This window comes from Amorphus suaedae, assembly GCF_053629675.1.
In genome coordinates, this window is record NZ_JBRJIT010000002.1 from 633,805 (window position 1) to 659,336 (window position 25,532).

24 protein-coding genes are annotated in these 25,532 nt (G+C 68.8%); 16 read left to right on the top strand and 8 right to left on the bottom strand.

The features are described from left to right. The 8 genes from AB7M35_RS16640 (at window position 1) to AB7M35_RS16675 (ending at window position 10,101) form a co-directional block, all read left to right on the top strand. Window positions 1–714 (top strand): XdhC family protein, encoded by a 714-nt coding sequence (locus AB7M35_RS16640; protein ID WP_453961481.1) that lies wholly within the window; start codon window positions 1–3, stop codon window positions 712–714. Beyond that, a complete protein-coding gene (locus AB7M35_RS16645; protein ID WP_453961482.1) occupies window positions 711–2,330 on the top strand; it encodes an NTP transferase domain-containing protein in 1,620 nt (539 codons plus the stop codon). Before AB7M35_RS16640 ends, AB7M35_RS16645 begins: the two co-directional genes overlap by 4 nt. Window positions 2,331–2,402: 72 nt before the next feature. After that, window positions 2,403–3,722 (top strand): cation:proton antiporter, encoded by a 1,320-nt coding sequence (locus tag AB7M35_RS16650; protein WP_453961483.1) that lies wholly within the window; start codon window positions 2,403–2,405, stop codon window positions 3,720–3,722. A 159-nt stretch (window positions 3,723–3,881) separates the two neighbouring features. Beyond that, complete coding sequence (gene gyrB, locus AB7M35_RS16655) at window positions 3,882–6,311, top strand: DNA topoisomerase (ATP-hydrolyzing) subunit B (RefSeq protein ID WP_453962557.1); 2,430 nt, start codon at window positions 3,882–3,884, stop codon at window positions 6,309–6,311. A gap of 309 nt (window positions 6,312–6,620) precedes the next feature. Beyond that, window positions 6,621–7,784, top strand: a complete 1,164-nt coding sequence (locus AB7M35_RS16660) for an MFS transporter (RefSeq protein ID WP_453962558.1) — start codon at window positions 6,621–6,623, stop codon at window positions 7,782–7,784. A gap of 181 nt (window positions 7,785–7,965) precedes the next feature. Continuing rightward, a complete protein-coding gene (locus AB7M35_RS16665; RefSeq protein ID WP_453961484.1) occupies window positions 7,966–8,424 on the top strand; it encodes an Rrf2 family transcriptional regulator in 459 nt (152 codons plus the stop codon). Next, window positions 8,411–9,310, top strand: a complete 900-nt coding sequence (locus AB7M35_RS16670; protein ID WP_453961485.1) for an NAD(P)/FAD-dependent oxidoreductase — start codon at window positions 8,411–8,413, stop codon at window positions 9,308–9,310. Before AB7M35_RS16665 ends, AB7M35_RS16670 begins: the two co-directional genes overlap by 14 nt. 86 nt (window positions 9,311–9,396) lie before the next feature. Continuing rightward, window positions 9,397–10,101 (top strand): ArsR/SmtB family transcription factor, encoded by a 705-nt coding sequence (locus AB7M35_RS16675; protein ID WP_453961486.1) that lies wholly within the window; start codon window positions 9,397–9,399, stop codon window positions 10,099–10,101. A gap of 29 nt (window positions 10,102–10,130) precedes the next feature. Here AB7M35_RS16675 and AB7M35_RS16680 read toward each other — a convergent pair whose 3' ends face one another. Both AB7M35_RS16680 and AB7M35_RS16685 read right to left on the bottom strand, forming a co-directional pair. Continuing rightward, complete coding sequence (locus AB7M35_RS16680) at window positions 10,131–10,601, bottom strand: GNAT family N-acetyltransferase (protein ID WP_453961487.1); 471 nt, start codon at window positions 10,599–10,601, stop codon at window positions 10,131–10,133. 47 nt (window positions 10,602–10,648) lie between these two features. Beyond that, a complete protein-coding gene (locus tag AB7M35_RS16685; RefSeq protein WP_453961488.1) occupies window positions 10,649–11,290 on the bottom strand; it encodes an MBL fold metallo-hydrolase in 642 nt (213 codons plus the stop codon). A gap of 284 nt (window positions 11,291–11,574) precedes the next feature. Between AB7M35_RS16685 and AB7M35_RS16690 the strand changes: the two genes are divergently transcribed. The 4 genes from AB7M35_RS16690 to AB7M35_RS16705 all read left to right on the top strand — a co-directional run bounded on the left by AB7M35_RS16690 (window position 11,575) and on the right by AB7M35_RS16705 (window position 13,783). Continuing rightward, window positions 11,575–11,787 carry a cold-shock protein gene (locus AB7M35_RS16690; protein WP_453961489.1) on the top strand — a complete coding sequence of 71 codons (213 nt, stop codon included), beginning with the start codon at window positions 11,575–11,577 and terminating at the stop codon, window positions 11,785–11,787. Window positions 11,788–12,061: 274 nt separating this feature from the next. Next, complete coding sequence (locus AB7M35_RS16695) at window positions 12,062–12,409, top strand: BA14K family protein (protein WP_453961490.1); 348 nt, start codon at window positions 12,062–12,064, stop codon at window positions 12,407–12,409. 182 nt (window positions 12,410–12,591) lie between these two features. Next, on the top strand, window positions 12,592–13,092 hold the full coding sequence (tsaA, locus tag AB7M35_RS16700) for a tRNA (N6-threonylcarbamoyladenosine(37)-N6)-methyltransferase TrmO (protein ID WP_453961491.1): 501 nt from the start codon (window positions 12,592–12,594) through the stop codon (window positions 13,090–13,092). A 73-nt stretch (window positions 13,093–13,165) separates the two neighbouring features. Then, window positions 13,166–13,783, top strand: coding sequence for a glutathione S-transferase family protein (locus AB7M35_RS16705; protein WP_453961492.1), 618 nt, complete (start codon window positions 13,166–13,168; stop codon window positions 13,781–13,783). 134 nt (window positions 13,784–13,917) lie between these two features. On the opposite strand, the gene ettA is transcribed toward AB7M35_RS16705, so the two are convergent. The 3 genes from ettA to serB form a co-directional block, all read right to left on the bottom strand. Beyond that, window positions 13,918–15,570, bottom strand: a complete 1,653-nt coding sequence (ettA, locus tag AB7M35_RS16710) for an energy-dependent translational throttle protein EttA (RefSeq protein ID WP_453961493.1) — start codon at window positions 15,568–15,570, stop codon at window positions 13,918–13,920. Between the two features lie 243 nt (window positions 15,571–15,813). Then, on the bottom strand, window positions 15,814–17,697 hold the full coding sequence (locus AB7M35_RS16715) for a KUP/HAK/KT family potassium transporter (protein WP_453961494.1): 1,884 nt from the start codon (window positions 17,695–17,697) through the stop codon (window positions 15,814–15,816). Window positions 17,698–17,855: 158 nt separating this feature from the next. Next, the gene (gene serB, locus AB7M35_RS16720; protein ID WP_453961495.1) at window positions 17,856–18,749 is read right to left on the bottom strand and encodes a phosphoserine phosphatase SerB; all 894 of its coding nucleotides are present in this window, start codon (window positions 18,747–18,749) and stop codon (window positions 17,856–17,858) included. Between the two features lies 1 nt (window position 18,750). Here serB and miaA point away from each other — a divergent pair, with 1 nt between their 5' ends. The 3 genes from miaA (at window position 18,751) to ilvN (ending at window position 22,362) form a co-directional block, all read left to right on the top strand. Then, the gene (miaA, locus tag AB7M35_RS16725; protein WP_453961496.1) at window positions 18,751–19,677 is read left to right on the top strand and encodes a tRNA (adenosine(37)-N6)-dimethylallyltransferase MiaA; all 927 of its coding nucleotides are present in this window, start codon (window positions 18,751–18,753) and stop codon (window positions 19,675–19,677) included. A gap of 251 nt (window positions 19,678–19,928) precedes the next feature. Then, window positions 19,929–21,704, top strand: coding sequence for an acetolactate synthase 3 large subunit (locus tag AB7M35_RS16730; RefSeq protein WP_453961497.1), 1,776 nt, complete (start codon window positions 19,929–19,931; stop codon window positions 21,702–21,704). A gap of 121 nt (window positions 21,705–21,825) precedes the next feature. After that, the gene (gene ilvN / locus AB7M35_RS16735) at window positions 21,826–22,362 is read left to right on the top strand and encodes an acetolactate synthase small subunit (RefSeq protein ID WP_453961498.1); all 537 of its coding nucleotides are present in this window, start codon (window positions 21,826–21,828) and stop codon (window positions 22,360–22,362) included. 53 nt (window positions 22,363–22,415) lie between these two features. On the opposite strand, the gene folK is transcribed toward ilvN, so the two are convergent. The 3 genes from folK to folP are packed head-to-tail and all read right to left on the bottom strand — an operon-like array spanning window position 22,416 to window position 24,107. Next, the gene (folK, locus tag AB7M35_RS16740) at window positions 22,416–22,916 is read right to left on the bottom strand and encodes a 2-amino-4-hydroxy-6-hydroxymethyldihydropteridine diphosphokinase (RefSeq protein WP_453961499.1); all 501 of its coding nucleotides are present in this window, start codon (window positions 22,914–22,916) and stop codon (window positions 22,416–22,418) included. Continuing rightward, window positions 22,913–23,293, bottom strand: coding sequence for a dihydroneopterin aldolase (gene folB / locus AB7M35_RS16745; protein WP_453961500.1), 381 nt, complete (start codon window positions 23,291–23,293; stop codon window positions 22,913–22,915). The genes folK and folB overlap by 4 nt, the downstream gene beginning before the upstream one ends. Continuing rightward, window positions 23,286–24,107: a dihydropteroate synthase gene (gene folP / locus AB7M35_RS16750; RefSeq protein WP_453961501.1), complete on the bottom strand. Its 822-nt coding sequence runs from the start codon at window positions 24,105–24,107 to the stop codon at window positions 23,286–23,288. The genes folB and folP overlap by 8 nt, the downstream gene beginning before the upstream one ends. Before the next feature lie 180 nt (window positions 24,108–24,287). On the opposite strand from folP, the gene AB7M35_RS16755 reads away from it, so the two are divergent. Next, window positions 24,288–25,403, top strand: coding sequence for an ATP-dependent DNA helicase (locus AB7M35_RS16755; protein ID WP_453961502.1), 1,116 nt, complete (start codon window positions 24,288–24,290; stop codon window positions 25,401–25,403). Window positions 25,404–25,532: the final 129 nt, after the last annotated feature.

Sequence of the window (25,532 nt, forward strand, 5' to 3'; positions counted from 1 at the left end):
ATGGAACTCGCGCTCCTGAAGGAACTGAATGCCGAGCGGGCGGCCCGCCGCGCCGCCATCCTGGTGACCGACCTCGATACCGGCGACCAGCGGCTGGTGAAGGAGGCCGACGACCTGTCGGGCGATCCGCTGGCCGAAACGCTGGCGGCCCGGTTCCGCTCCGGCAAGTCCGGGCGCATCGATGCCGAGAACGGACATTCCGTCTTCCTGACCGTCAGCGTGCCGCCGGCGCGCATCCTGATCATCGGCGCCGTGCACATCTCCCAGGCGCTGGCGCCGATGGCGCAGCTCGCCGGCTTCGACGTGACCATCGTCGATCCGCGCACGGCGTTCGCGACGCCGGAGCGGTTCGAGGGCGTCCGCCTGCTGGCCGAATGGCCCCAGGACGTGCTGCCTGGGATCGCGCTCGACCCTTACACCGCGGTGGCCGCGCTGACCCACGATCCGAAGATCGACGATCCGGCGCTGCAGGCGGCGTTGGAGGCGGGCTGCTTCTACGTGGGGGCGCTCGGCAGCCGCAAGACCCACGGCAAGCGGCGCGACCGCCTGCTGGGGCTCGGCCTCAGCGAGGCGGCGCTCGACCGTGTCGCCGCGCCGATCGGCCTTGCCATCGGCGCGTCGAGCCCGGCGGAGATCGCCGTCGCCGTGCTGGCGCAGATCATCGAGGCGCTCAGGACCCGACCGGCCCGGGAGCAGGCGGGGCTGGCGGCGTGAAGTTCGGCGCGGTCGCGCTCGACGCAGCGGCGGGGGCGGTCCTCGCCCACACGGTGCGGCTTTCCTCCGGCGCCCTCAAGAAGGGAACCGTACTCGACGGGCCGGCGCTCGCCCGCCTGAAGGAGGACGGGCTCACCAAGGTGGTGGCGGCTGTCCTCGACCCCGGCGACATCGGCGAGGACGACGCGGCCGCCCGGCTGGCCGGGCGCATCGCCGGACCGACAGTGCGCGCCGATCCCGCCTTTACCGGACGGGCGAACCTGTTCGCCGAGGTGGCCGGCGTGCTGGTGGTCGACCGGGATGCCGTGAACCGTCTCAACCGGATCGACCCCTCGGTGACGCTGGCCACCCTGCCGGCGTTCGAGGCGGTGGAGGCCGGCCGCATGGTGGCGACTGCGAAGATCATCCCGTTCGCGGTGTCGGCCGAGGTGATGGCGCAGGCGATGGCGGTGCTGGAGGCGGCGCAGGTCATGTCGGTGGCCCCGTTCCAGCCGATGAAGGTGGGGGTGGTCTCGACGCTGCTTCCGGGCCTGAAACCCACCATCGTCGACAAGACACTCGCCGTGCTGGCCGACCGGCTGGCGCCGGCGGGGGCCGAAGTGGTCGCGGAGGAGCGGGTGCCGCACGAGGCGGACGCGCTGGCGGCGGCGCTCGGCCGTGTGTCGGGCGCCGGAGCCGACCTCCTGATCGTGTTCGGTGCCTCGGCGGTCGTCGACCGCCACGACGTGATCCCGGCGGCGGTCGAGGCGGCCGGCGGCACCGTCGAGCATTTCGGGATGCCGGTCGATCCCGGCAACCTGCTGCTGCTCGGCCGGCTCGACGGCAAGCGGGTGATCGGTGCTCCCGGCTGCGCCCGCAGCCCCAAGGAGAACGGCTTCGACTGGATCCTGCACCGGACGCTGGCCGGCCTGGAGGTCACCCGAGACGACATCGTCGACCTCGGCGTCGGCGGCCTTTTGATGGAAATCGTGTCGCGCCCGCAGCCGCGCGCCGAGCCGGTTGTCGAACGCGAGGCCGACAGCGGTCCGGTCGCGGCCGTGGTGCTCGCCGCCGGCCGCTCGTCCCGGATGGGCAGTCCGAAGATGCTCGCCACGGTCGACGGCGTGCCGCTGGTGCGCCGGGCGGCGGAGACGGCGCTCGCCAGCCGTGCCGACCGTGTGGTCGTCGTCACCGGCCATCGGGCCTCCGACGTGGCCGAGGCGCTCGACGGCCTCGACGTCACCTGCGTGAACAATCCGGACTTCGCCGATGGCCTGTCGACATCGCTTTCTGCGGGACTCGCGGCGCTCGACGACGACGTGGCGGCGGCGGTGGTGCTGCTCGGCGACATGCCGATGATCGAGGCCCCGATGATCGACCGCCTGATCGACGCCTTCGATCCGGCCGCCGGCGCGCTGATCGTGGTGCCTACCCATGGCGGCCGGCGCGGCAACCCGGTGCTGTGGTCGCGGCGCTTCTTCCCGGAGCTCATGGCGGTTGCCGGCGACAAGGGCGGCCGGGAGATCCTGGCCGACTATCCGGACGCCATTGCCGAGGTCGAACTCGGCGAGGCAGCCGCGGTCGACATCGACACGCCGGAGGCGCTGCGCGAGATTGGCGGCAGGCAGGCCGAGTAGGCTGACCCGGAAGGGGGCGCCGATCAGGTGAAAGCACCTGATCGGACTCGGTTCCGGCGGTGGGGGACGCGCATGAGCATCGAGGCGGTGACACTGGCGGCGTTCGGCGTGCTGCTGTTCGCCCTGGTGGGAGACAGGCTCGGCCGCTCGCCGCTCAGCCCGCCGATGGTGTTCATCCTGTTTGGCGCGGCCATCGGCCCGCTGCTGCTCGGCGTCGTCGAGATTGATCCGGACAGCGGCTCGGTGCGCCTGGTTGCCGAGCTGACGCTGATCCTGGTGCTGTTCTCCGATGCGTCGCGCATCCGGATCACCGAGTTCGACCGCTATCACGCGCTGCCCGTGCGCACGCTCGGGATCGGCATGCCGCTGACCATCGCGGCCGGCACGCTGGTGGGCGTGCTGCTGTTTCCCGACCTCACGGTGTTCGAGGCGGCGCTGCTGGCGGCCGTGCTGGCGCCCACCGACGCGGCGCTGTCGCAACCGGTGATGACCGATGCCTCGGTGCCGCCGCGCGTCCAGCAGGCGACCAACGTGGAAAGCGGCCTCAACGACGGCCTGGCGCTGCCGGCGGTGCTGTTCTTCATCGCCTGCGTGGGGGCGGAGGGGAACATCCTCAACGGGGACGGGCGCGGGGTCGGCGGCTGGATGATGTTCGCGGCCGGCCAGATCGGCTTCGGTGCCGTCATTGGCGGGGCGGCCGGCTGCGGCGCGGCGATGGCGATGCGCCAGCTGACGGCGCGCGGCATCGAGGCCGAGCCCTACGAGGGGATCGGCGTGCTGGCCACGGCGATCCTCGCCTACGGCGCGGCGGACATGATCGGCGGCAACGGGTTCATCTCGGCGTTCGTGGCGGGGCTGGCTTTCGGCAACACGCTCGGGCGACCGGCGAAGTTTCTCTACGGATTCATGGAGACCGAAGGCCGGCTCCTGATGCTGCTCACGTTCCTCGTGCTGGGGGTGGTGCTGCTGCCTGACGCGGTCGCCCGGTTCCATCCGTCGATGCTGGTCTATGGGCTCCTGAGCCTGACCGCGATCCGCATGGTGCCGGTGGCGATCGCGCTCATCGGCACCGACGTGCGGTGGCCGACGCGGCTGTTCATCGGCTGGTTCGGGCCGCGCGGCATCGCCTCGATCCTGTTCGCGCTGCTGATCGTCGAGCGGGAGGACATCACCCGCGGCTCCACCATCATGGCCGTCACCGTGGTGACGGTGGTGCTCAGCGCCTTCCTGCACGGCATCAGCGCCCCGGTGCTGTCGGCGCGCTATGGGGCGTGGGCGCGGCGGATGGGGGACGCGGCGGAGAGGGAGCCAGTCGCGGAGTTTCGCAAGCCGCAGCGGCTGCGTCGAAGGCGGCTTCGGGCCGGCCGGGACGACGGAAACGGACGCCCGTGATGGCGGACGCACGCTGCGCGGCTCAAGGCGGCGCCGACAAGGGCTGGCGGAGCGAATAATTCGACCTATATATCAAGCGGTTGTGGTGTCCTTTGATGTGCCCTTCCAAGCCCTTATAAGAGGGCTCACTCTTCTCTTGATTCGGACGGCACGCTCTTGGTGACGGAACCCACCCACCCCGATTACCCGAACGATTACGGCGCCGATTCCATCAAGGTCCTCAGGGGCCTGGATGCGGTGCGCAAGCGCCCGGGAATGTACATCGGCGACACCGACGACGGCTCCGGCCTCCACCACATGGTCTACGAGGTCGTGGACAACGCGATCGACGAGGCGCTGGCGGGTTACGCGGACACCGTGTTCGCGCGGCTGAACCCGGACGGATCGGTGACGGTGTCCGACAACGGGCGCGGCATCCCGACGGACCTGCATTCGGAAGAGGGCGTGTCGGCGGCCGAGGTCATCATGACCCAGCTGCATGCCGGCGGTAAATTCGACCAGAATTCCTACAAGGTTTCCGGCGGCCTGCATGGCGTCGGCGTGTCGGTGGTGAACGCGCTGTCGAGCGAGCTCGACCTGCGCATCTGGCGCAACGGCAAAGAGCACTTCATGCGGTTCGCGCACGGCGTCGCCGTGTCGCCGCTCGAGGTGGTCGGCGATTCCGGCGGCCGCACCGGCACCGAGGTCCGCTTCCTGCCGTCGACCGACACCTTCACCCAGGTGGAGTTCGACTTCCAGATCCTGGAGCGGCGCCTGCGCGAGCTCGCCTTCCTGAATTCCGGCGTGAAGATCACCCTCGTCGACGAGCGCGGTGTCGAGCGCAAGGAAGAGGTGATGATGTACGACGGCGGGCTGGAGGCGTTCGTGCGCTGGCTCGACCGCACCAAGCAGCCGATCCTGCCGGTTCCGGTGGCGACCAGCGGCGAGCGCGACGGCGTCGTCGTCGAGGCCGCCATGTGGTGGAACGAGTCCTACCACGAGAACGTCCTCTGCTTCACCAACAACATCCCCCAGCGCGACGGCGGCACCCACCTCGCCGGCTTCCGCGCCGCGCTGACCCGGCAGCTGACGTCCTATGCGGACCGGCACGGCATCGGCAAGCGCGAGAAGGTGACGCTCACCGGCGACGATTGCCGCGAAGGCCTGACCTGCGTTCTGTCGGTGAAGGTGCCGGATCCGAAGTTCTCGTCCCAGACCAAGGACAAGCTGGTGTCCTCCGAGGTGCGCCCGGTGGTGGAGAACGTTCTCAACTCCGCGATCGGCACCTGGCTGGAAGAAAACCCCAACGAAGCCCGCCTGATCGCCTCCAAGGTCGTCGAGGCGGCGTCGGCGCGCGAGGCGGCCCGCAAGGCGCGCGAGCTGACGCGGCGCAAGGGCGCGCTCGACATCGCCTCGCTGCCGGGCAAGCTGGCGGACTGCCAGGAACGCGATCCCGCGAAGTCGGAAATCTTCCTGGTCGAGGGTGACTCCGCAGGCGGCTCGGCCAAGCAGGGCCGGCACCGGAACTACCAGGCGGTGCTGCCGCTGCGCGGCAAGATCCTCAACGTGGAGCGCGCGCGCTTCGACCGGATGCTGTCGTCCAACGAGATCGGCACGCTGATCACGGCGCTCGGCACCGGCATCGGCCGGGAGGAATTCAACCCGGACAAGCTGCGCTACCACAAGATCATCATCATGACGGACGCCGACGTCGACGGCGCCCATATCCGCACGCTGCTGCTGACCTTCTTCTTCCGGCAGATGCCGCAGCTCATCGAGCGCGGGCACATCTACATCGCCCAGCCGCCGCTCTACAAGGTTCGGCGCGGCTCGTCGGAGCAGTACCTGAAGGACGACGAGGCGCTGGAGGACTATCTCACCTCCACCGGTCTCGACGACACCACGCTGACGCTCGCCTCCGGCGAAGTGCGCGCCGGGCCGGACCTGCGCGCGGTGGTGGAGAAGGCCCGCACGGTGCGCACCATCGTCGACGGGCTGAACTCGCGCTATCCCCGCGACATCGTCGAGCAGGCGGCGATCGCCGGCGCGCTCAACGACGCCATCCTCCACGACGCCGAGAAGGCCGCCGAGGCCGCCGCCTACATCGCGCGGCGCCTGGACATCCTGGCGGAGGACTGGGAGCAGGGCTGGGAAGGCCGCGCCGACGAGGACGGCAGCCTGCGCTTCGAGCGGACCGTGCGCGGCGTGCGCGAGAAGGCGGTGATCGATGCCGCCCTGATCGCCTCGTCCGACGCCCGCAAGCTCGACAGCCTGGCCGCCGGCCTGAAGGAAGTCTACGGCAAGGCCGCGACCCTGACCCGCAAGGACAAATCGACGGCCATCCGCGGTCCGCGGGCGCTCATTGAGGCGGTCTACGAGGTCGGACGCAAGGGCATCGCCATGCAGCGCTACAAGGGGCTGGGCGAGATGAACGCCGACCAGCTCTGGGAAACCACCCTCGACCCGGACGCCCGTTCGCTGCTGCAGGTGCGCATTTCCGAGGCCGACGACGCCGACGACGTGTTCTCCCGCCTGATGGGCGACGCGGTCGAACCGCGCCGCGAGTTCATCCAGGACAACGCGCTGCAGGTGGAAAACCTGGACGTTTAGAATGCCGTTCGTTCTGACGGGATCGGAACGGCGATCCAAGTTCGATTGTTAGCATCGGCCCCGAAGCCTCGCTTGGCTTCGGGGCCGATTCTTTGGGCGGGCGGTCTTTAGAGCTGACGTCTTTCAATCAGGTTGCTGTTCTGATCGAGCCAGATTCGTGCCGAGAGCCTCGTTGACGAGGCGGTGGACGGCATCGGGAGCCGGCGGCGTCGGGCTGAACAGGACCCGATAGATGATCGGCGCCACGAGCCGGGTGCCGATGCGGCTTCCCGCTTGAAGTGGGCCGCATCGCTGAGATCAAGGTGTTCCATGGTTCAGTCTCCAACCGAAGCAGGCCACCCGGCTTCAATCGCGTTGCACGCCGCCACGTTGGTAGCCTTTCTGGCCGCGTCGAGCGTCCCGTCTCCGCTGTATCGCCTCTATCAGGATGCCTTTGGCTTCTCGCCGTTGGTTCTCACCCTCGTCTTCGCCATTTACCCGCTTGCGCTGCTGGTGGCGCTGGTCCTGGTCGGGCCGATTTCCGATCACCTCGGCCGGCGGCCGGTGATCCTGGCTGCGCTGGCGCTGAACCTCGTCGCCATGGCGCTGTTCCTCGCGGCGGGAAGCGCGGGCTGGCTGCTGGCCGCGCGCATCGTGCAGGGCGTGGCAACGGGCATCGCGGCGGCGACGATCGGCGCGACCCTGCTCGACATCGATCGGGAGGCGGGAGGGCTCGCCAATTCCGTCGCGCCGATGATGGGAATGGGTATCGGCGCCCTCGTGTCGTCGCTGCTGGTCCGGTATGCGCCGGAGCCTCTCCACCTGGGCTTCGTGCTCCTCACCGCGGTCTTCGTGGTCCAGGCCGTGCGCACGTGGCTTTCACCCGAGACGCTCACGGAACGCCTGCCGGGCCGATTGCGGATCCGGCCACGCATCATCGTGCCCGTCCGAGCGCGGCCGGCGCTTCTCGCCGTGGCCCCGCTTCTTGTCGCGATCTGGGCGCTTGGCGGCTTCTACCTGTCGCTGATGCCCTCTCTCATCGTGACGATCGCGGGCGCCAACGCGGACTGGATGGGGGGTGCCGCGGTGTTCGCGCTCACCTTCAGCGGCGCGGGGGCGGTGATGGTCATGCGCGGCCGCTCGGCGCGTCTGTCGTTGCTCGCGGGAGCCGGGGCGCTGATACTCGGGGTGGGAGCTGTGGTGCTGGGTGTCGACGTTGCCAGTGCGGTGCTGCTTCTGGCGGGCTCGGCGCTTGCCGGCATCGGATTCGGGGTCGGCTTCCTGGGGGCGATCCGCAGCGTGATGCCGCTGGCCGCCGCCGACGAGCGCGCTGGTCTGATGTCGGCGTTCTACGTGATCTGCTACCTTGCGAACTCCCTGCCGGCGCTGGCCGCCGGCTATGCGACCGGCCTCGTCGGCATGGTGCCGACGGCGAACGGATTTGCCGTGGCGATCGTGGTGCTGGCACTCCTCGGGGTCGTGCGGCTGCGCTAAGGCGCCGGACGGTCCGTATGGAATCAGGACCGCGTTTCACGCGCTAGCGGGGCAGCCCCGCACTTTCGGTGCGCACGGACTTTCGTCATCCGGAGGGCCTCCGCGCGGATTGCGCGGGGGCCCTTCTGCATTTGGCGCATGCCCCTTGCGCTCGAGGCTATCTTGTAACATATGAAGTTACATGAAGCTCGACAGTCGCCTCTCCTCCGTCCTGCACGTCCTCCTGCACATGGCGGAGAAGAACACCCCCGCGACGTCGGAGGTGCTTTCCCATCACCTTGGCACCAACCCGGTGGTGGTCCGCCGGACCATGGCGAACCTCCGCGAGGCGGGGCTGGTCGCTTCCGGCAGGGGCAGGGGGGGGGGCTGGACCCTCAGCCGCCCGCTCGCGGAGATCACGCTGAAGGACGTCTACGACGCCCTGGGCGCTCCGCCGCTGTTCGCCTTCGGCAACCGCACCGAGGACCCGCAGTGCCTGGTGGAGCAGGCGGTGAACGCGCAGATCGCCGGCGCCATGAGCGAGGCCGAGGCCCGTCTGCTTGCCCGCCTGTCCGCCGTCACGCTGGCCGACCTCGACCGGGATTTCCGGGCGCGGCTCGATGCCCATCCAGAGTGGAAGACCCACCATGCGAAATCCTGATGTCATCGTCGTCGGCGGCAGCTTCGCCGGCCTGTCGGCAGCCCTCACCCTCGGTCGCGCCCGGCTGGACGTGCTGGTCGTCGATGCCGGCCTTCCGCGCAACCGCTACGCCTCTGCCTCGCACGGCTTTCTCGGGGCCGACGGCGACAACCCGGCGGCGATCCTCGAGCGCGCCCGCGCGCAGCTCGCGCCTTACAGCGGCGTGCGGATGCGCGCCGGCGAGGCGGTATCGGCGCGCCGCGATGGCGCGGAGTTTGTCGTCGAGTTGGCCGACGGCGAAAGCGTGCGGGCCGTGCGGCTGGTGCTGGCCACCGGCGTGACCGACATCCTGCCCGACGTGCCGGGCCTCGCCGCGCGCTGGGGCGAGAGCGTCATTCACTGCCCGTTCTGCCATGGCTACGAGTTCGGCGGCGGGCCGCTCGGCGTGCTGGCTTCGCGACCGGTGTCGCTGATGCAGGCGCGGATCATCCCGCAATGGGGGCCGACGACGCTGTTCGTCAACGGCGCGGTGGAGATCGGCGCCGAAGACCGAGCGGACCTGCAGGCCCGAGGCGTGTCGCTGGAGGAAACGCCGGTCGCCGCGCTGGAGGGCAAGGGGCAGACCGTCGAGGCGGTGCGGCTCGCGGACGGACGCGCGGTTCCGGTGGTCGGGCTCTACGTGGCCCCGGAGCTGGCGATGACCAGTGGGCTCGCCACGGACCTCGGATGCGCGACCGACGAAACGCCGCTCGGCCGGTTCGTGACCGTCGGCGAGGACAGGCAGACCAGTGTCCCGGGCGTCTACGCGGTCGGCGACATGGCGCGCATGCAGCACGCGGTGACGCTCGCCGTGGCCGACGGCTTCATCGCGGCCACCTCGATCGTGCATTCCCGGATGTTCGGCTGAGCGGACACGCACGCTTCGGCGAGCGCCGAAGCGTCGGTCCTCCTTCCGCGCTACACTGTTCCCCAACGCGAACGGGGAACCTGCGGATGTCGACCCATGCCGCCTTTGCGGAAATTGCAGCGCTCGCCGGCGATCCGGCGCGGGCTTCGATGCTGCACGCGCTGATGGACGGCCGGGCGCTGACGGCGAGCGAGCTCGCGAGCGTGGCCGGCGTGACGCCGCAAACGGCCAGCGGACATCTTGCCCGCATGACCGAGGCCGGGCTGCTGTCGGTCGAGAAGCAGGGGCGCCACCGCTATTTCCGGCTCGCCTCGGCAATGGTGGCGCAGATGGTGGAAAGCCTGATGCAGGTCGCCTCGGCGCTCCAGCCACCGCGGCGGGCCGTGGTCACCGGGCCGCGTGATCGGGCGCTCCGGACCGCGCGCACCTGCTACGACCACATCGCCGGTCAGCTGGGGGTGGCGCTGGCCGACGCGCTGGTGGCGGGCGGTTACGCCGAGCTCGGTCCGGACGCTGGCGAGGTGACCGAACGAGGCTTCGCCTTCCTGGCCAGGGTGCGCATCGAACTCGGGGGCAAGCCCGGCGGGCGGACGTCCGGCCGGGTGCTCTGCCGACCGTGCCTCGACTGGAGCGAGCGCCGGCCGCATCTGGCCGGAAAGCTCGGCGCCGCCCTGTGCGCCCGCAGCCTGGAGGCAGGCTGGATCCGACGCGGCGAGACCGCCCGCGTGCTCGCCATCACCCCCACCGGCCGGACCGCCTTCCGGGAGGTTTTCGGCGCCGTGCTGGACTGAGGCGGCGGAGGCTATGCGGGCAGGGGTCCCTACAGCGCCTTCCGCATCCGGTAGTTGGTGAGCCGGACGCCGCGGCGTTCCACGCTCTGCTCGGCAATGAGGCTCCAGCCCTGCCGCTCGAAGAACGGCCGCGCCGCCTTGCTGGCCTGGGTGGTCATCTCCTGCGCACCCAGCGCACGCGCCTTGGCTTCGACCGCCTCGTGCAGTCGCCAGCCGACGCCCGAACCCGCCGCCGACGGCAGCACGAACGCCAGATCCACGTAGCCTTCCGCGTCGATGGTCATGAAGCCGATCGGTTCGCCGTCGCGCTCGGCGACGAAGCCCGTCAGCCCGCCAACGCGATGGCGCCAGGCGTCGAGGTCGACCGTCGGCCCGGCCCAGGCCATCCGCTGGGCGAAGGAGTAGTGGTCCCGGGTCCCTTCATGCACCGCGCAGAAGAAGATCCGGGCGAGGTGGTCGGCATCGCCGGGATCCAGCGGACGGATTGTCGGGTCGCACATCGGCATGGGCCCGCCGGATTGGGACTTCGGCCAAGGTTCGGCCGGCGTCAGCCCTGGAGAAACGGGTTGGACTTGCGCTCGTGCCCGATCGTCGTCGCCTGGCCGTGGCCGGGCAGGACGATGGTCTCGTCGGGCAGCGGCAGCAGCTTCGTCTTGATACCGGAGATCAGCGCGTCATGGTCGCCGTAGGGGAAGTCGGTGCGGCCGATCGAGCCGGCGAACAGCACGTCGCCGCCGATGACGATTTCCTGCGTCGAGAACACGAACGAGACGTGGCCGGGCGAATGGCCGGGGATGTGGAGCACCGAGAAGCGGCAGTCGCCGATGGTGACCTCGTCGCCCTCGTCGAGCCAGCGGCCGGGCGTGACCGGACGACCCGGAATGCCCATCCGCGCGCCGTGGGCCTCCAGGTCGTCGAGCAGGAACTTGTCGGCGACGTGGGGCCCTTCGATGGGAAGGCCGAGATCTTCCGACAGCTCGGCTGCTCCCGCCGCGTGATCGATGTGGCCGTGGGTCAGCAGGATCTTCTCGGGAGTGGCCCCGCTCTCCTCGATGGCCGCCTTGATGCGGTCGAGGTCGCCGCCCGGATCGATGATCGCCGCGCGGTTGGTCGCCGTGCAGCAGGCAATCGAGCAATTCTGTTGAAACGGCGTGACCGGAACGATCAGGAACTTGAGGGGGGAAGCCATGACGGGATGCAGAACCTTTCAAACGGGAGCACGAGATCTTGCTATCGGTTTGCACTCGACAGCACAACGCCGACGGGTGCTCTGATCCCGCTTGAGTCCCTAGCAAAACGGCGGCAATGTAGAGACGTGGCGCCTCGAAATGAAATGTGAGGTGTTCTCGGACGTTTGGTTAAGACGTGTCACCCGGAGGGGGGTGGGCCTGGCTTTCCCGATGTTTCCGAGATCGGACCGGTCTCGGTCCGTTGCATCGCGTTCGGGATTGACCATCGGGAGAGGGACTTCGCATGCGCCAGAATGGCACGATGAAATTCTTCAACACGACGCGCGGGTTTGGCTTCATCACACCTGACCAGGGCGGCAAGGACGTGTTCGTCCACATCACGGCCCTTGAACGCGCCGGGCTTCAGGCCCTCGACGAGGGGACCAAGGTCTCGTTCGAGGTCGAGAACGACCGCCGTGGCCGCGGTCCGCAGGCCGTCAACATCCAGCTGGCCTGATCGACGGGCACACGAGCTGGCAACCGGTGGGCCGTCCAGAAGTCCCGCCGCAGGCTTTGACGCCTGCAATGACCTGACGCCGTCGGCCCACCGGCGGCGTTTTTCGTTGGGCGCCGCTACCTGCCGGCCACCCCGATTTGCCCTTTCGCAGATATCGTTCCTCTTGTGACTGTCGTCACTTCGGTTTGCGGGTGGATCATCCATCTTATCATCATCGGGTCACGCGGAAGATGAGCGGAAGCGGCCCGGTCCAGAGAGAAGAGGGAGATTAGCCATGAATCGGACAGTTCGTAATACTTCGTGCGCCGCCGTCGTTACTGCAACGCTTGCCGCCGCTTTCATCGCCGTTCCGGTGAGCGGGGCCGAGGCCGGGCACAGGCACTATCACGGCGGACATGCCGCGGCCGCGGGCGTGATCGGCTTCGCCACCGGCGCGATCGTCGCCGGCGCGCTCAGCCAGCCGCGCACCGTCACCGTCTACGAGGAGCCGGTCTACTATGGCGGCCGCCCGCGTCCGTGGACGCCGTCCTGGTACGCCTACTGCAGCGACCGCTATCGGTCGTTCAATCCGGAGACCGGCACCTTCGTCGGGTACGATGGACGCGCGCACTTCTGTCGCTGACCGGTGAGCGCGGGCGCAACCCAACGACCGACCACCACATCGACCGACCGTCGTCCGCTTTCCGGAAGCCTCCGGGAGGCGGCGGCGGTCGCGGCGTTTCGGCGCTGCCGGCCCGCTTGATCGGCGAACGAAAGCCGGTCTTCCTTGGGGCTCGATGGATCGGGCGCGAAAGGGACAGGCCGATGGCGGACTATGCGACGCGGCTCGATCGCGTTTCCGGCGGCGACGCGCAACTTGTGTTCCTGGGCGAGATCCGCACGCCGTGGACCGACCGGGCCACGTGCCCGAAGAACGGCGCCGAGAGCACGGCCACCGGCCGGATCGTGCTCAAGCCGCACTATCGCGCGGGGCTCGCGTCGCTGCAGACGGTGAGCCACGTCATCGTTCTGACCTGGCTCGACCGGTCAACCCGCGACGTGATCGCCCTGGTGCCGCCGACCGACGTCGCGCGCCACGGGGTGTTCGCGACCCGCGCGCCGGACCGGCCCAACCCGATCGGACTGACCGTGTCGGAGGTGGTCGAGGTCCACGAGGACGGGCTGACGGTCGCTGGTGTCGACGTCCTGGACGGCACGCCGGTGATCGACATCAAGCCCTATTTCGCCTCCACCGACGCCCGTCCCGAGGCGGTGGTCGGCTGGCACGCCCAGCGGGCGAAGCCGCTGCCGCCGCACAAGGCTTGACCGGCGTCGCCGAACCGTTGCTCTCTTTCGGCACGATCGAACGAAACGATCATGTCCGTGTCGCGGGGGATACATGCACGACATCGAGATCATTGGATTTGCGCCTTCGGTCTACGTGCGCGCGGTCCGGCTGGCCTGTGAGGAAAAGGGCATCTCCTACAGCCTGCGACAGACGCCGCCTCACGAGGGCGAGGCTGTGGAGTTGCATCCGTTCGGCAAGATCCCGGTGTTGCGTCACGGTGACTTCGTGCTGTGCGAGTCGCGGGCGATCGCCGGCTATCTCGACGACGTTTTCGAAGGCCCGCGGCTGTTTCCGGACGATCCGGTGCTGAAAGCGCGCACGGAGGAATGGATTTCGTTCGTCAACACGACGATCGATCCGACGATGATCCGCCGCTACTACGTGGAACTGATGCTGCCGACCGGCGCCGGAGGGGCTCCCAACAGGGCGCTCATCGACTCGCTGCTCCCGGCGATGGAACGGCAGGTCGGCGTGATCGACCGGGCGCTGGATCCCACCGGCTGGCTTGTCGGGGGCCGCATGACGTACGCGGACCTGAACCTCTACCCCGTGCTGGTCTATCTGCGCGCCAGTCCCGACGGCCGGCCGCTCGTGGAGCGGGCCCCGGCGGTCTCGGCGTTCATGAACCGGATGGATGAGCGCGACAGCGTGAAGACCGTCTGCGCCTGACGCCTCCGCTCGCCGCTTCGGCGCCTGAGGATCCCGCGCGGACGACCGGGGACTACCGGACGTCCGCGCAGATGTCACTTCTCACCTGCCGCGCCGGTGCGAATGGCTCCGGCGCGTGGCGTCTCGCGCCGTGACTAGCGCGTGAGGCGCTTGTACTTCACCCGGCGCGGAACGATGGCGTCCGGCCCGAGGCGGCGCTTCTTGTCCTCCTCGTAGTCGGCGAAGTTGCCCTCGAACCACTCGACGTGGCTGTCGCCCTCGAAGGAGAGGATGTGTGTGGCCAGCCGGTCGAGGAAGAAGCGGTCATGCGAGATGACCACGGCGCAGCCGGCGAAATCCTCCAGCGCCTCTTCCAGGGCGGCCAGCGTCTCGGTGTCGAGATCGTTTGTCGGTTCGTCGAGCATCAGCACGTTGGCGCCCGACTTCAGCATCTTGGCCAGATGCACGCGGTTGCGCTGGCCGCCGGACAGGTTTCCGACCTTCTGCTGCTGATCGCCGCCCTTGAAGTTGAAGGCGCCGACATAGGCGCGGCTGTTCACCTCGCGCTTGCCCAGCACGATGATGTCGTGGCCGCCGGAGATTTCCTCCCAGACGTTCTTGTTGGCGTCGAGCGAGTCGCGCGACTGGTCGACGTAGCCGAGCTTGACCGTTTCGCCGATGGAGATGGTGCCCTGATCGGGCTTCTCCTGGCCGGCGATCATCCGGAACAGCGTGGTCTTGCCGGCGCCGTTGGCGCCGATCACGCCGACGATGCCGCCAGGCGGCAGCTTGAAGGTCAGATCGTCGATCAGCAGCCGCTCGCCGTAGCCCTTCGACAGGTGCTCGAAATCGATGACGGTGTCGCCGAGGCGCGGTCCGGGCGGGATGGCGATCTGGGCCGAGCCCATCATCCGGTCCTCGTTGCGCTGCAGCAGTTCGTCATAGGCGCGGATACGGGCCTTCGACTTGGCCTGACGGGCCTTCGGGCTCGACGAAATCCACTCCCGCTCCCGTTCGATCGCGCGCTGGCGGGATTCGTCCTCGCGGCTTTCCTGGGCCATCCGCTTGGATTTCTTTTCCAGGTAGGCCGTGTAGTTGCCCTCGTAGGGAATGCCGCGGCCGCGATCGAGCTCGAGGATCCAGCCAGTCACGTTGTCGAGGAAGTACCTGTCATGGGTGACGATCAGGATCGCGCCCGGATATTCGCGCAGATGGTTTTCCAGCCAGGCGACGGTCTCGGCGTCGAGATGGTTGGTCGGTTCGTCGAGGAGCAGCAGGTCGGGCTGGTCAAGCAGCAGCCGGCAGAGCGCAACGCGGCGCTTCTCGCCGCCCGAGAGCTTGGAGACGTCGGCTTCGTCGGGCGGGCAGCGCAGCGCGTCCATCGCCTGGTCGACCTGGCTGTCGAGGTCCCAGAGGTTCTGGCTGTCGATCTCGTCCTGGAGCTTCGCCATCTCGTCGGCGGTCTCGTCGGTGTAGTTCATGGCGAGTTCGTTGTAGCGGTCGAGGATCGCCTGCTTCGCGGCGACACCGTCCATGACGTTCTCGCGGACCGACCGGTTCTCGTCGAGCTGCGGCTCCTGGGCGAGGTAGCCGACGCGGGCACCTTCCGCGACCCAGCCCTCGCCGGTGTACTCGGTGTCGATGCCGGCCATGACGCGCAGGAGCGTCGACTTGCCCGAACCGTTGGGGCCGAGAACGCCGATCTTGGCGTCCGGGTAGAACGACAGGTGGATGCCGTCCAGAACCTTCTTGCCGCCAGCGTACGACTTCGTAAGGCCCTGCATATGATAGATGAATTGGCGTGCCATGGAGATCCTGTAGGGGAGGTTTCGGCCCGGTCGGGGCGTTGGGACAGATCGACGACGAGCCGCGTCGGCGCATTCCCGTCGAACTGCCCGAAAGGGGCGATTGGCTGACTGGCTCCGTTGCGTGCGGCAGCGGACCGGCTCTTGCAGCGTGTTCTACGCGAGCGGCGGGTTTGCTTCAATTGTGTCGGACGATCCGCATGCGCAAGGTGGGCGAGGTCCGGACCGACGGCGCGTCGCCATCTCCTAGAGCCGGATCGGCACCCCGATCTCCAGCGTGCGCCGGGGCGGCAGGCAGAAGTGGTCGGCGGCGCGTTCGTTGAACCGCGCCAGGATCGCGAACATCGCGGCGAGGACGTCCCCCGGCGTGCGGATCCGGTCGGGCGAGACCGGCCGCTCGAAGCCCACGACGTAGACCACCTCGTCGGTGTCGATCCGCTGGGACTTCAGCGTCGGCCCGAGGATCGCGGGCAGGTTCACCGACTGCATGTAGCCCACGGTGACGGCGAGGCGCAGCACGCCACCGTGCATCACGTCGACCTTCACGCGGTCGTCGCCGGCGACGCGCGGCCGGCCGACCACCGAGACCGAAACCACGATGGCGTGGGTGAAGGTGGTGCCCAGCAGACGGTCGAGGAGGACCAGGGTGGTGGGCGTGACCGAGCCGGCGCGGCGGGTGAGGAAGACGACCGGCTTGGTGAGGTTGGCCTCCTCCTTCTCCTCCTTGATGGCGAACTGGGCGAGCGGCACCGTATTCGGGGTGAGCCACTCCCCGGTGCGCCGCAGGCCGACCCGCCAGGCGGCCATGACCAGCAGTGCGAAGGCGGCCAGCGACAGCGGCAGCCAGCCGCCGCTCTCGATCTTGCCGAGGTTGGCGGCGAAGAACACGAGGTCGACCGTCAGCAGCGCCAGCGCCACGGCCCATGCGACGCGGGCCGGCCACACCTTTCGGCGGATCAGCGCGGCGGCATAAAGCACCGTGGTGGTGATCATCGCCGCGGCGACGGCGAGCCCATAGGCGCCGGCCAGCGCCGAGGACGACCCGAACCCGATCACCACCAGGATGGACAGCGTGCCGAGGACGAAGTTCACCGCCGGAATGTAGATGTGGCTCTCGTGCTCGGCGGCCGTGTGGATCGTTCGGAGCGGTACCAGGTAGCCGATCTCCATCGCCTGGCGGGCGATGCTCATCACGCCGGTGATGACCGCCTGGGAGGCGATCACCGTCGCCGCGGTGGCGAGCAGCACCAGCGGCAGCCGCAGGCCCTCCGGGGCGAGCAGATAGAACGGATTGTCGATGGACGACGGGGTGTCGAGGATCAGCGCGCCCTGGCCGTAATAGTTGAGCAGGAGGCCGGGCATGGCGACGAAGTACCAGGCGCGGGCGATGGCCCGGCGGCCGAACTGCCCGAGGTCGGCGTAGAGCGCCTCGCCGCCGGTGATGGCCAGGAACACGGCCGACAGGACGACGAGGCCGCGCAGCGGATCGGCGAGGATCAGCATCGCACCGTAATGCGGCGAGAGCGCCTTCAGGATGCCCGGGTGCGCGAAGATGCCGATCGCGCCGAGAATGCCGAGCACGACGAACCACACCAGCATCACCGGGCCGAACAGCACCCCGATCCGGTGGGTGCCGGCGCGCTGGGCGATGAACAGGACCGCGAGCACGACGACGGTGATCGGCACCACGTAGGGCTCCAGGGCGGGAGCCGCGAGCTTCAGGCCCTCGAACGCCGAGAGCACCGAGATCGCCGGCGTGATGATGCCGTCGCCGAACAGCATGGCGGCGCCCACAAGGGCCGCGCACAGGAGCGCGATGCCCCATCGGCGTGGATTGGCGTGCACGCCCAGCAGGGTGGCCAGCGCCAGGATCCCGCCTTCGCCCTCGTTGTCGATGCGCAGCACCAGGCCGACATACTTGACCGCGATGGCGAAGATGATCGCCCAGGTGACCAGCGACAGGACGCCGGTGACGGCAAAGTCGGGGGGAAGGTGACCCGCGGCGAGGACCGCTTCGCGGAGCGAATAGAGGGGGCTGGTGCCGATGTCGCCGAAGACGATGCCGAGCGCGCCCACCACCAGCAGCGATGCGCGGGATTTTCCCTCGGCCGGGGCCGCCGTATCCGTCATGCGCCGCGCATCGTCCGCGAGATCTCCGCCCGTGGGGATGAGGATGGCTCGGGCCGAAACGCGCCTATTACGGTACGCCCGCCCCCACCTTCGTTCTTACCGAAACACGGGCGGGTCGCAACGCGAAATGCGGGCGCGCGATACTTATGTCGGAGATGTCACTCGACGATCGCGTCCTGCGCATAGCCCTGCAGATAGAGGAGGGCCGTCAGGTCGCCGTGGTCGATGCGGGCGTCGGCCGCTTCCGCGACCTTCGGCTTGGCGTGGAAGGCGATGCCGAGGCCGGCGCCGTCGAGCATGGCGAGGTCGTTGGCGCCGTCGCCCACGGCAAGCGTGTCGGCCCGGGCGATGCCGCGTTCGGCGATCAGCTCCTCAAGGCGGCTGCGCTTGGCGTCGCGGCCGAGTATCGGCTCCCCGACCGTGCCGGCGAGCAGGCCGTCCGACACGTGGAGGGTGTTCGACCGGTCCTCATCCATGCCGAGCCGCTCGCGCACGGCGCCGGTGAAGGCGGTGAAGCCGCCGGAGACGAGGGCGGCATAGGCGCCGTTGGCCTTCATGGTCTGCACCAGCGCGCGCGCACCCGGGGTCAGGGTGATGCGTTCGGCCAGAACCTTGTCGATGACCGATTCCGGCAGACCCTTCAGCAGGCCGACGCGCTCCTTCAGGGCCGGCTCGAAGTCGATCTCGCCCCGCATGGCGCGTTCGGTGATCGCCGCGATCTTCGGTTTCAGTCCAAGCTCGTCGGCCAGTTCGTCGATGCACTCCTGACCGATCAGGGTCGAGTCCATGTCGGCGATCAGCAGCTTCTTGCGGCGGGCGAGCGGCGCCTGCACCACCACGTCGATGGGTCGGCCTTCGAGCGCGGCGCGCAGCCGCTCCTGCCAGACGCGGGCGCCGTCACTGGACGAGTCGACAAACGCGAGGTCGACCGCCACGTTGTCGGCGAGCACGGCCAGGTCCGCATGGGGAACCAGCCGATGGGCCGCGGCGATCGCGGCGGTGTCGACGGCAGGTTCGGCCGGGGCGGCAATGAGGGTTGCGACGAGGTCCATCGTGAAGCGGATCACAGATCTGGCAGGGGAAGGGCGGGCGATCTTGATAGCCGGGCCGACCGCCAGCGGCAAGTCGGCGCTGGCGCTGGCGCTGGCCGAGGAGACCGGCGGGGCGGTGGTGAATGCCGATTCCATGCAGGTCTACCGGGAGCTTGAGATCCTGTCGGCACGCCCCGGGCCGGAGGAGACGGCGCGCGCCCCGCACCTGCTCTATGGCCACGTTCCGATGGTGGAGCCCTATTCCGTCGCCCGCTGGCTCGCCGAGGTGACCGAGGTGCTGGCCGACCTCGACCGCACCGGCCGTATGCCGATCGTGGTCGGCGGAACGGGGCTCTATTTCACCGCGCTGACGGAAGGGCTGTCGGAGGTGCCGGAGATCCCCGAGGACATCCGGACGCACTGGCGGGCGCGTGGGCGGGAGGAAGGTGGCGCGGCGATGCACGCCGAGCTGCGCGAGCGTGATCCGGTGATGGCGGAGCGGCTCCGGCCGTCGGATGCACAGCGGATCGTGCGGGCGCTCGAGGTGCGGGAGGCGACGGGCCGGTCGCTGGCCGACTGGCAGGCCGACACCCCTCCGCCGATTCTGCCGGCGGCCGATTGCCGGCGGCTGGTGCTGGCGCCGGAGCGCGGCCGGCTGAGGGAGCGGATCGCCCGCCGCTTCGAGGCGATGCTGGACGTAGGCGCGCGCGCCGAGGCGCAGCGGATCGCGGCGCTGCGCCTCGACGCAGCGTTGCCGGCCATGAAGGCCATCGGGCTGGCGCCGCTGATTGCCCACACCATCGGGCTCGTCACGCTGGAAGATGCCAGGGCACGCGCCTTTGCCGATACCGCGCGCTACGCCAAGCGCCAGGAGACCTGGTTCCGCAACCGGTTCCCCGACTGGGAGCGGCTGGACCCGGACGAAACTTTCGCAAAGCCTGCCGGCTGATGGCTTCCTGAAACTTTCCGCTTGACCGCGCCCCGGACCCTTTCTACCGTGCCGCCCAACGCAATCTCCGGGGTTTCCATGAAACGCTCGCTTCTCGTAATTCGCACGCGCATCGCCAGGACGGGGTAACTCCCCGGCCGCGATTGGTGGTGCGCGTGATCCAAGGGCCCTCGGGGCCCTTTTTTATTTTCCGGCAATGGCCGTGGTCGGCGGCCCTCGACAAGCCCGACCGAAGACACTTGGAGGATGACATGCAGCGGGAGATGACGGGCGCCGAGATGGTCGTTCAGGCGATGATCGATCACGGGGTCGACAAGATCTTCGGCTATCCGGGCGGCGCCGTGTTGCCGATCTACGACGAGATCTTTCAGCAGTCGGAGGTCGACCACATCCTGGTGCGCCACGAGCAGGGCGCCGGCCATGCGGCGGAGGGCTATGCGCGCTCCACCGGCAAGCCGGGCGTCTGCCTGGTGACCTCCGGTCCCGGCGCGACCAACGCGGTTACCCCGCTCACCGACGCGCTGATGGATTCCATCCCGATGGTCTGCATCAGCGGCCAGGTCGCGACGCACCTGATCGGCAACGACGCCTTCCAGGAGTGCGACACCGTCGGCATCACCCGGCCGTGCACCAAGCACAACTGGCTGGTGAAGCGGATCGAGGACCTGCCGCGCATCCTGCACGAAGCCTTCTACGTCGCCACCACGGGCCGTCCGGGCCCGGTGGTCGTCGACATCCCGAAGGACATCCAGCTGGCGCGCGGCACCTACACCGGCCCGCACAACATCGTCCACAAGACCTACCAGCCGCGGATCAAGGGCGACCTCGATCACATCCGCGCGGCGGTCGACCTGATGGCGACGGCCCGCCGGCCGATCTTCTACACCGGCGGCGGCGTCATCAACTCCGGTCCGCAGGCGAGCCAGCTGTTGCGCGAACTGGTCAAGCTGACGGGCTTCCCGGTCACCTCGACGCTGATGGGGCTGGGTGCGTTCCCGGCCAGCCATCCGAACTGGCTCGGCATGCTGGGCATGCACGGCACCTACGAGGCGAACTTCGCCATGCACGGGTGCGACGTGATGATCTGCGTCGGCGCGCGCTTCGACGACCGGATCACCGGCCGCATCGACGCGTTCGCTCCGACCGCCAAGATCATCCACATCGACATCGACCCGTCGTCGATCAACAAGATCGTCCAGGCCGACATTCCGATCGTCGGCGACGTCGCGCACGTGCTGGAGGACATGATCCGGCTGTGGAAGGCCGCGGCCGTGACGCCCGACAAGAAGGCCGAGAAGGCCTGGTGGGACCAGATCGCGGAATGGCGGGCGAAGGACTGCCTGGCCTATCGGACGCGGCCGGACGTGATCATGCCGCAGCAGGCGATCCATGCCCTCTACGACGCGACCCACGACAAGGACGTCTACATCACCACCGAGGTCGGCCAGCACCAGATGTGGGCGGCGCAGCTCTTCAAGTTCGAGGAGCCGAACCGCTGGATGACGTCTGGCGGCCTCGGCACGATGGGCTACGGCCTGCCGGCCGCCGTCGGCGTCCAGGTCGCGCATCCCGACAGCCTGGTCATCGACATCGCCGGCGACGCCTCGGTGCTGATGACCATTCAGGAGATGTCGACGGCGGTCCAGCACGACCTGCCGATCAAGATCTTCATCCTGAACAACCAGTACATGGGCATGGTGCGCCAGTGGCAGCAGCTGCTGCACGGCAACCGGCTGTCGCACTCCTACACCGACGCGCTGCCGGACTTCGTCAAGCTCGCCGAGGCCTATGGCTGCGTCGGGCTGAGGGCGGAGAAGCCGGGCGACCTCGACGGCGCGATCCAGGAGATGATCAACGTGAAGCGGCCGGTGCTGTTCGACTGCCGCGTGGCCAACCTCGCCAACTGCTTCCCGATGATCCCGTCGGGCCGTGCCCACAACGAGATCCTGCTGGGGGCCGAGTCCGACGACGTGGAGGCGGAAGCGCTGGAAAACGCCATCGATGCGGAGGGCGCCGCGCTCGTCTGAGGACGGGCGCCGCCCAGAGTGGGGATTGGAGCCCGCGCTCCAGATCGAGAAGTCGAGCAGTGCCAGCCGTTCAGGTCGCGTCGATCCGGACGGCGGATGCTCCAGACGACGGACAATCGAGATGCTTATGAAACCGATCCAGCCTGCCCGTGCCCCCGATCCGGTCGAGCGCCACACGCTGTCGATCCTCGTCGACAACGAGCCCGGCGTCCTTGCCCGGGTCATCGGCCTGTTCTCCGGCCGCGGCTACAACATCGACACGCTGACGGTCTCGGAGACCGAGCACGAGCGCCAGGTGTCGCGGATCACCATCGTGACCACCGGCACTCCCAACGTGATCGACCAGATCAAGCACCAGCTGGAGCGGCTGGTGCCGGTCCACCGGGTCGCCGACCTGACGGTCGAGGGCGAGGCCATCGAGTGCGAGCTGGCGCTGGTCAAGGTGGCCGGCCGCGGCGAGGCGCGGGTGGAGGCGCTGCGGCTCGCCCAGGCGTTCGACGCGCGCACCGTGGACGCGACGCTGGAGTCGTTCATCTTCCAGCTCACCGGCTCCACCGCCGAGATCGACCGCTTCATCGGCCTGATGACGTCGATCGGCCTGGTGGAAGTCTCGCGCACCGGCATCGCCGCCATCAGCCGCGGCCCCAAGGGGATGTGAGGGGGAGCCTGAGGGCTCCCCTTTTTCCCGGCAGCCGGCGATCCCCGTGGGGGCTATTCCGGCACCCACGCCGCCGCGATCTCGCGGATCGGATCGTCGGCGTAGCGCGCCGCTGCGTCGGCCACGCGCTCGCCCGCGACCTCCAGGTCCGAGCGGATGGCCGCGAGCGGAACCAGCACGAAGGCGCGGTTCAGAAGTTCCTTGTGGGGGATGATCAAGTCGGGCTCGCCGATCTCGCGATCGCCGTAGGTCAGGATGTCGATGTCGATCACCCGCGGCCCCCAGCGGAAGGTCCGGGTGCGGCCGAGTTCGGTCTCGATGGCCTTGCAGGCGTCCAGCAGCGCGTGCGGCGACAGGGTCGTGGTGCCGGCGGCGCACGCGTTGACGAACCAGTCCTGCGCCTCGAACCCCCAAGGCGGCGTCGTGAAGAACGGCGAGGCGACCTCCAGCCGGATGCCGTCGGCCCGGTGCAGGAGGTCGAGGGCGGCCCGCACGGTCGCCAGCGCGTCGCCGACGTTGGCGCCGAGCCCGAAGGTGACGGCGACCGCGCTCATCGGGCGGCGCGGGCGCGCCGGATCGACAGGCCGATGGTGTCGAAGATGCCGGCCACCGGCGCCGACGGCTTTCGGATCTCGATCTCGACCGCATGAAGGCGCGGATAGTCCGCCAGCAGACGCTCCGCGATGGTTTCCCCGAGCGCCTCGATCAGCTTGAAGCGCTGGTTCTCGGCGATGTCGCGGACGGTCTGGAAGACCGAGCCGTAGCAGACGGTGCGGGAGTAGTCGTCGGTTCGGCCCGCCTCGCTGGTGTCGAGTTCGAGCACCAGGTCGATGTCGAAGCGCTGGCCGAGCTCGGCCTCCGCCGCGTGCAGGCCGTGGCGGGCGAACACGGCGATGCCGCGGATGAACAGTCGGTCGGAACGGTCAGACACGGGCGATCGCCTCCACGAGGGTGCGGGCGGCGACGTGTTCGGCGACGTCGTGGACCCGGATGATGTCGGCGCCGGCGGCAAGCGCCAGCGTGTCGAGAACCACGCTGCCGATCAACCGGTCGCCGACCTCGGTGCCGAGGAGCTTGCCGATCATCGACTTGCGCGACAGGCCGATGAGAACCGGATAGCCGAGCGCCTTGATCCGATCGACCCCCTTGATGAGGGCGAGGTTCTGCTCGAGCGTCTTGCCGAAGCCGATGCCCGGGTCGAGCACGATGCGCGTGTCGGAGAGCCCGGCGCGGCGGGCGATCTCGATGCTCTTGCCGAAGAAGCGCTCCAGGTCGGCGAAGATGTCGATGGACCCGTCGGCGGCGTCGCGGTTGTGCATGATGATGGTCTCGACGTCGAAGGCGGCGGCGACGGCGGCGATCTCGGGATCGAGCTGCAGCCCCCAGACGTCGTTGACGATCGAGGCGCCGGCGGCAAGCGCCCGTTCGGCGACGACCGCCTTTGAGGTGTCGATCGACAGCGGCAGCTCCAGCCGCGACCTGAGCGCGCGGATCGCCGGAATGACGCGGGCGAGTTCGGTTTCCGCGTCGATCCTGGCGTGGCCCGGACGGGTGGATTCGCCCCCGATGTCGATGATGTCGGCGCCTTCGTCGGCCATCGTGACGGCATGCTCGACCGCGTCGTTCAGGCGGTCGTACTGGCCGCCGTCGGAGAAGGAGTCCGGGGTGACGTTCAGGATGCCCATGATGCGGGGGCGAACGCGCAGGGGCGCCTGGGACGCGCCGAAGAGGGTCGTGACGGTCATGGACGGTTCATGGGTGAGAGCATGGGGGTCTGGCAGCCTCCCTCGGCGAAAAGGGATGGCTGGACGTACAATCGCCCCGCGTCAAGAAAGTTCGGCGCCGGCTCCCTCCCGGGTGGCCGCGCGGGGCCAATCGTGCAAACTCGCAGCGAATTTCAGATAGGGCACGAATCGCGAAGTCTCATGGAGTGGTCGCAACAACAGGAAGCTGCGCTGGCGGCCGTGAGCCGATGGATGAAGCGCGGTGATACCCAGGTCTTCCGCCTGTTCGGCTATGCCGGCACGGGCAAGACGACGCTTGCGAAGGAGCTGGCGGAGGGCGTCGACGGCGACGTCCTGTTCGCCGCCTTCACCGGCAAGGCGGCGCAGGTGCTGCGCGAGAAGGGCTGCGAGAGCGCCCGCACGATCCATTCGCTCATCTATCGTCCACGCGGCGAGAGCACCGAAGATGATGACGGCCAGCGCTCGCCGACCTTCTCGCTGAACCGGCAGAGCGCGGTCGCCAAGGCGGCGCTGGTGGTCATCGACGAATGCTCGATGGTGGACGAGGCCCTCGGCAAGGACCTTCTGTCCTTCAACACGCCGATCCTGGTGCTCGGCGATCCGGGCCAGTTGCCGCCGGTGGCCGGCGGCGGCTTCTTCACCGATGCCGAGCCCGACTTCATGCTGACCGAGGTGCACCGCCAGGCGCGCGACAACCCGATCATCGACCTCGCCATGCGGGTGCGCGAAGGCAGCCCGATAGAGTTCGGGCGCTATGGCGAGAGCTCGGTGATCGGCCGCGCCGACGTGGACCAGGAGATGGTGCTGGCGGCCGATCAGGTGCTGGTCGGCACCAACCGGACCCGGCGCCTCTACAACGGCCGCCTGCGGCAGCTCAAGGGCTTCACGGACGTGCTGCCGGAGACCGGCGACAAGCTCGTCTGCCTGCGCAACAACACCGAGAAGGGCCTGCTCAACGGCGGCCTCTGGTCGGTTTCGTCGGTATCGCGCAAGCCGGGCCAGTCGGTACAGATGCTGGTGAAGGCCGAGGACGCGGGGCCGCGACCGCCGGTCGCGAAGATCAAGGTGCTGAAGCAGGCGTTCCAGGAAGGGCCGGAATCGATCCCCTGGCAGCTTCGCAGGGGCACCGACATGTTCGACTACGGCTACGCGCTGACCGTGCACAAGTCGCAGGGCTCCCAGTGGGATGACGTCGTGCTGTTCGACGAGAGTTTCGCCTTCAAGGAGCATCGCGATCGATGGCTCTATACGGCGATCACCCGTGCGGCGAAGCGCCTGACCCTCGTGAAGTCCTGATTCCGGGGATTTTCCCCTCTACGCACCATTTGCATTCGCCCGCAGGAGCGCTACAACGCCCACGCTGTCGTTCGGCCGACGGTCGTCAGAAGGGCCGGGCCATTCGCTGCCCACCCGGTTCGACAGGCA

What these genes read in the sequence shown, in the direction of transcription:
- AB7M35_RS16640 (WP_453961481.1), top strand. Translation starts at nt 1, where the DNA reads ATGGAACTCGCGCTCCTGAAGGAACTGAATGCCGAGCGGGCGGCCCGC.
- AB7M35_RS16650 (WP_453961483.1), top strand. Translation starts at nt 2,403, where the DNA reads ATGAGCATCGAGGCGGTGACACTGGCGGCGTTCGGCGTGCTGCTGTTC.
- AB7M35_RS16660 (WP_453962558.1), top strand. Translation starts at nt 6,621, where the DNA reads ATGGTTCAGTCTCCAACCGAAGCAGGCCACCCGGCTTCAATCGCGTTG.
- AB7M35_RS16665 (WP_453961484.1), top strand. Translation starts at nt 7,966, where the DNA reads ATGAAGCTCGACAGTCGCCTCTCCTCCGTCCTGCACGTCCTCCTGCAC.
- AB7M35_RS16670 (WP_453961485.1), top strand. Translation starts at nt 8,411, where the DNA reads ATGCGAAATCCTGATGTCATCGTCGTCGGCGGCAGCTTCGCCGGCCTG.
- AB7M35_RS16675 (WP_453961486.1), top strand. Translation starts at nt 9,397, where the DNA reads ATGTCGACCCATGCCGCCTTTGCGGAAATTGCAGCGCTCGCCGGCGAT.
- AB7M35_RS16680 (WP_453961487.1), bottom strand. Translation starts at nt 10,601, where the DNA reads ATGTGCGACCCGACAATCCGTCCGCTGGATCCCGGCGATGCCGACCAC.
- AB7M35_RS16685 (WP_453961488.1), bottom strand. Translation starts at nt 11,290, where the DNA reads ATGGCTTCCCCCCTCAAGTTCCTGATCGTTCCGGTCACGCCGTTTCAA.
- AB7M35_RS16690 (WP_453961489.1), top strand. Translation starts at nt 11,575, where the DNA reads ATGCGCCAGAATGGCACGATGAAATTCTTCAACACGACGCGCGGGTTT.
- AB7M35_RS16695 (WP_453961490.1), top strand. Translation starts at nt 12,062, where the DNA reads ATGAATCGGACAGTTCGTAATACTTCGTGCGCCGCCGTCGTTACTGCA.
- tsaA (WP_453961491.1), top strand. Translation starts at nt 12,592, where the DNA reads ATGGCGGACTATGCGACGCGGCTCGATCGCGTTTCCGGCGGCGACGCG.
- AB7M35_RS16705 (WP_453961492.1), top strand. Translation starts at nt 13,166, where the DNA reads ATGCACGACATCGAGATCATTGGATTTGCGCCTTCGGTCTACGTGCGC.
- ettA (WP_453961493.1), bottom strand. Translation starts at nt 15,570, where the DNA reads ATGGCACGCCAATTCATCTATCATATGCAGGGCCTTACGAAGTCGTAC.
- AB7M35_RS16715 (WP_453961494.1), bottom strand. Translation starts at nt 17,697, where the DNA reads ATGACGGATACGGCGGCCCCGGCCGAGGGAAAATCCCGCGCATCGCTG.
- serB (WP_453961495.1), bottom strand. Translation starts at nt 18,749, where the DNA reads ATGGACCTCGTCGCAACCCTCATTGCCGCCCCGGCCGAACCTGCCGTC.
- AB7M35_RS16730 (WP_453961497.1), top strand. Translation starts at nt 19,929, where the DNA reads ATGCAGCGGGAGATGACGGGCGCCGAGATGGTCGTTCAGGCGATGATC.
- ilvN (WP_453961498.1), top strand. Translation starts at nt 21,826, where the DNA reads ATGCTTATGAAACCGATCCAGCCTGCCCGTGCCCCCGATCCGGTCGAG.
- folK (WP_453961499.1), bottom strand. Translation starts at nt 22,916, where the DNA reads ATGAGCGCGGTCGCCGTCACCTTCGGGCTCGGCGCCAACGTCGGCGAC.
- folP (WP_453961501.1), bottom strand. Translation starts at nt 24,107, where the DNA reads ATGACCGTCACGACCCTCTTCGGCGCGTCCCAGGCGCCCCTGCGCGTT.
- AB7M35_RS16755 (WP_453961502.1), top strand. Translation starts at nt 24,288, where the DNA reads ATGGAGTGGTCGCAACAACAGGAAGCTGCGCTGGCGGCCGTGAGCCGA.